The 4,167-nt window shown below is 32.1% G+C and carries 8 protein-coding genes; 4 read left to right on the top strand and 4 right to left on the bottom strand.

The features are described 5' to 3' along the window. Window positions 1-69: 69 nt before the first annotated feature. Window positions 70-312 carry a hypothetical protein gene (locus tag G7Y56_RS18145; RefSeq protein ID WP_165045839.1) on the top strand — a complete coding sequence of 81 codons (243 nt, stop codon included), beginning with the start codon at window positions 70-72 and terminating at the stop codon, window positions 310-312. On the opposite strand, the gene G7Y56_RS18140 is transcribed toward G7Y56_RS18145, so the two are convergent. From G7Y56_RS18140 to G7Y56_RS18125, 4 genes are all read right to left on the bottom strand, one after another. Next, on the bottom strand, window positions 293-484 hold the full coding sequence (locus G7Y56_RS18140; protein WP_165045837.1) for a DUF1508 domain-containing protein: 192 nt from the start codon (window positions 482-484) through the stop codon (window positions 293-295). The two genes, G7Y56_RS18145 and G7Y56_RS18140, sit on opposite strands and share 20 nt — an antisense overlap. Before the next feature lie 531 nt (window positions 485-1,015). After that, window positions 1,016-1,474: a hypothetical protein gene (locus G7Y56_RS18135; protein WP_165045835.1), complete on the bottom strand. Its 459-nt coding sequence runs from the start codon at window positions 1,472-1,474 to the stop codon at window positions 1,016-1,018. Continuing rightward, window positions 1,471-1,731: a hypothetical protein gene (locus tag G7Y56_RS18130; protein ID WP_165045833.1), complete on the bottom strand. Its 261-nt coding sequence runs from the start codon at window positions 1,729-1,731 to the stop codon at window positions 1,471-1,473. The genes G7Y56_RS18135 and G7Y56_RS18130 overlap by 4 nt, the downstream gene beginning before the upstream one ends. Before the next feature lie 413 nt (window positions 1,732-2,144). Continuing rightward, entirely contained in the window at window positions 2,145-2,369 is a 225-nt protein-coding gene (locus G7Y56_RS18125; protein WP_165027241.1) for a hypothetical protein, read from the bottom strand. Window positions 2,370-2,508: 139 nt separating this feature from the next. Between G7Y56_RS18125 and G7Y56_RS18120 the strand changes: the two genes are divergently transcribed. From G7Y56_RS18120 to G7Y56_RS18115, 3 genes are all read left to right on the top strand, one after another. Next, window positions 2,509-3,423, top strand: coding sequence for an IS1595 family transposase (locus G7Y56_RS18120; RefSeq protein WP_165045831.1), 915 nt, complete (start codon window positions 2,509-2,511; stop codon window positions 3,421-3,423). 6 nt (window positions 3,424-3,429) lie between these two features. Then, entirely contained in the window at window positions 3,430-3,564 is a 135-nt protein-coding gene (locus tag G7Y56_RS18795) for a hypothetical protein (RefSeq protein ID WP_255491507.1), read from the top strand. A 257-nt stretch (window positions 3,565-3,821) separates the two neighbouring features. Next, window positions 3,822-4,145 carry a hypothetical protein gene (locus G7Y56_RS18115; protein WP_165045829.1) on the top strand — a complete coding sequence of 108 codons (324 nt, stop codon included), beginning with the start codon at window positions 3,822-3,824 and terminating at the stop codon, window positions 4,143-4,145. The last annotated feature ends 22 nt before the right edge of the window (window positions 4,146-4,167 follow it).

Here is a 4,167-nt window from a genome sequence, read left to right as displayed (position 1 = left end):
TGGTAACTATATATCATTTTACACAAAATCCTCGGTCAGGGGACGTTTACTAATTTAAAAACAAAAAACATGAAAGATAAAGAAAAACAAGATAACAAATTAATAGAGTATTGTAAAAAAACTAAAACTAAAGTAGGAGAAGTTACCGAATATTACTTTGGGACGACCTACACAATAGAAGGTCAAGAAAGGAACGGTGAAATTTGGGCTCAGGATTGGGCTGAGGCAGAAGAATTTCTAAAGCAGAGAGCAGCTAGTGAGAAGATACTTTTTAAAGGTACATCAACATGCTCTACCATTCGTAAACAGTGATATGCTTACTTTCATCATACCCATTTCTTACAGCATTCTCCTTACAATATGACTTATTGGCATAACCTTGCGAGGAATCTCCAACTGTAATCCCATTAGATGCCAAACGTTTCCATCTGAATTTACCTCTCTTGTCGGGATAAAATGTAAATGTATCTTCTTTCTTTTTCATAAATAAGGATTAAAAGGTTAATACACAAATAAAAGGCTGAAAAAAAGCAAGGATTTCGCTCCTTGCGCGCGCGTTAGAAATTACCTCTGAGGCAAACTACGGCAGTATGAGTCTATATACTCTACACGTCCATATCGGAAGCGAGTGTATGATATTACTGATACAGGCTTCTCACAACAGCATATACATTGCGTCATGTTCTGTTAGATGATAAACCAAAGTGAACACCGCTATTGTATAATGCAATTGTAAAAGTAGCATTTTTTGTTAATCTTCAGCCTTTTTATTTAAATTTCTGAATGTCAAGGGAATTACCTTGACTTATCAGAAGGACTAAGAAAATATGATATTACAGCTATAATAACAATTAAACCGATAATATATGGTAAGATATGCAAGAATGAAGACATTACTTTCACTATGAACATAACGATGCCGATACAACCGATTATTACACCAACTATAACTATAATTGTAGATAACAAATCTTTCATAAAAATGGTGATTAGGTTAATAAGAATGTGTCACATTCTAAATAGTACTACTATACTCTATACGAACACCCTCCACAGATACAATATTCTTGTTTTTGGCAACCCATACAACAATAGAGTGTTCAGTAGAGGTCATTTGAGGAGAAACCTTGACCCCGATAAGAGCTTCCCTATGTTCTATTAAAGTATTGTCAGACAATCTAAAAACAATATAAATAGATGCTATTTGTGACTTACCATCTATCATTGAATAAGCTTCGAAAAGAGTTGTTTCACTTAGATTTGTTAAGGAAAAAGAAAGCCAATAAGGTACAGTAGTTGAGATATGTGTTTTAGGATACTTTTGAGCATTAGTCTTTACATTTACTTTCAATTGAATATCATTTAAGGTGTAAACTACTCCCTCATAGTTTATTTTCTTTTTCGAATAACAATTGCCAAAGGGAATACTAAGTAATACAATCAGCATTATAGCTAGTGAATTGGTATTTTTCATTTTCTAATACAATTTATTATTACTTGTGGGATTGGCTTATTAATGTCTCGGTAGCGTTGCTCGAATAAATCTGTCTCTTTCTCTGTACCACAGAATTGTGCAGGAACTGTAGTCTGTCCATTAAATGTTGCAGAACACTCTATACATATAAGAACAGGACACCTTTCGGCTACAAGGTCACTTGTCTTGTCATCATCCTTTGAACAGGATATAAACAGAATAAAAATGAATACAAATAAAAAATTGAAGTGTTTCATAAAATAAATGTATAAGTACCACTTAATCCCGAAGTAGCATTATTAAAAAGAAAGCGTGGGATTACAGTCTCATTTACCAATAGGAGGCTCTGGTAAGCCCTTGTAGGATAAACAAGAAAGAAGCCCACGCCAAATAGCATGAGCATCAACTTCTCATTCTTACCTACAATTTGAAATTTACCAGATTTCCTATTGGCAGAATAAAAGCTAACGCTTTATAAATTTTCGTATGTCGTTACAAAAATAACAATATTTACTAACTAAATAATAAAAGATTATGCAAAAAAGAAAAAACAAAGACGAACTCATTCTTAAAAATAAAGACGAGATACATTCCTTAATAATGGAACTAGGTGTACAAATTCCAGATAGTTATATTTGGTCTAATGAATTAAGACGAAAGTTTGAAAGGATTACTTCTTGGCTTTCTTCTTAGCATTAGCAACTTTTCGGTCATAGGGAGGTTTATTTACAGGTTTTAAAGAGACACCTTCTTTGGATGCTTTTGCTTGGATAGCATCTCTGCTTCTTCCAAGTTTAAGTCCAATTACACCTGTAGGAGTATTACCTTCTACTAACTCTTTTAGTTTTTCTATATCTTCTTCACTCCAAGATTTGTTTTGATTTTTAGGTGGCATAATATAAAGTTTTAAAGGTTAAAGTCTAAAGGTAAAAATAATTCAAAATATGCTATAAAAAATATACTATATTTTGAATTATAAATTTGCAGATAAGACTGTTTTTTGTTATCTTTAAGTACATGATAAACATAAACTTATGATAGGAAAAGACTTTAAATCAATATTCGAATTACTTGAAATGTTCCCAGATGAACAGTCATGTATAGACTATTTAGAAGAGAAAAGATGGGGTGGAGATGTTGTTTCACCATTCGATGATTCGTCAAGGGTCTATAAATGCAAAAACAACCGCTACAGATGTAAAAATACAAGGAAGTATTTCAATGTCAGAACAAATACTTTGTTTGACAATACAAAAGTAGGTTTAAGAAAATGGTTTTTAGCGATCTATCTTGTTACAAGCCACAAAAAAGGAATTTCATCCTGTCAATTGGCAAAAGATTTAAGAGTAACTCAAAAAACGGCTTGGTTTATACTACAGCGTATAAGAACCTGCTTTGAAATTGAAGAAGATATAGCATTAGATGGAGTTGTAGAAATTGACGAAACATTCGTAGGAGGGAAAAATAAGAATAGACATTGGAATAAAAAAGTACCTAAAAGTCAAGGTCGGAGTTTCAAGGACAAAACCCCTGTATTTGGGATGCTACAACGAAATGGAATAGTAATAGCTAAAGTCGTTCCCGACACCTCTGTGAAAAGTCTGTTACCTCATATACTAAAACACATCCGAGAAGGCAGTACAATTTATACAGATGAGTGGAACTATGGAAACCTAAGCGAAAAGTACAACCATGACTATATACATCATGGAGCAAGAATTTACGCACAAGGAGAAGTATACACCAATACAATAGAAGGCTTTTGGAGTATCTTTAAAAGAGGAATTATGGGTATTTATCACATAACATCACGAAAGCATCTACAGAAATATGTAAACGAATTTGTTTTTAGATACAATACCAGAAAAATTTCTGAAAAAGGAAGATTTGATTTACTTTTACAAAATACTGAAAGAAGATTGAAGTATAAAGATTTAACGACTAACTAATGTATTATGCCACAAAATAAACCAAAAAAAGATAAACCCAAAGCAAAAAAGCCAGCGAAGAAAGCCGTGCCAAAATCCTTTGACGAAAAAATAGAAAAAGCATTGAAATTCAATCCCAATGCTAGTAAAAAGAAAAAATAAGGGAGTGCTTTTCACACTCCCAGTCAATTGCTACCTTTGCTCAATCCAATCCTGTTTTCTCTCTAACGTCTCCACTGGAATAACAATAGTGGTGTTATTCCAGTTTACATTGATAGAAATACTTACAATTAAAGACGACTTAAGTAGGTCTAATAAGTTACAGAAAAACTTTTTTACCATTTAAATGCAAAATATTATTTCAAAACAAAGGTAGTAAAATTTATAAATAATTAACAATAAATATAATAATGAAAGATATGCCAAAAGAACTATACAATCTAACAAAAATAGTAAGAGGAACTACACCAACAAAAATAGACCCTAAAAGTGTTGGAACTATATACAAAGATAGATGTACAGTAGATGGAAAAAGATTTTTAGGACTTGAAAGTATTTCAATCACAGACAATCCATTTGATAATATTTATCATAGTTTTGATATTGATGGAGTTCACCCAGCAACAATCCTTGACGACCTGAATAAACAAGAGTGCGTTGTTTATGAATATACAACGACAACACAGGTAATAATTAAAAGAGGGAAGGATAATCCGTTAACAACCATGACTAATTTTGTGTAAAATGATATATAAGTACCTAAAT

It is taken from the genome of Dysgonomonas sp. ZJ709 (assembly GCF_011039195.1).
Lineage (GTDB): Bacteria > Bacteroidota > Bacteroidia > Bacteroidales > Dysgonomonadaceae > Dysgonomonas.
The sequence above is the reverse complement of the archived record's forward strand: the minus strand, read 5'-3'. Positions and strand labels throughout refer to the sequence as shown.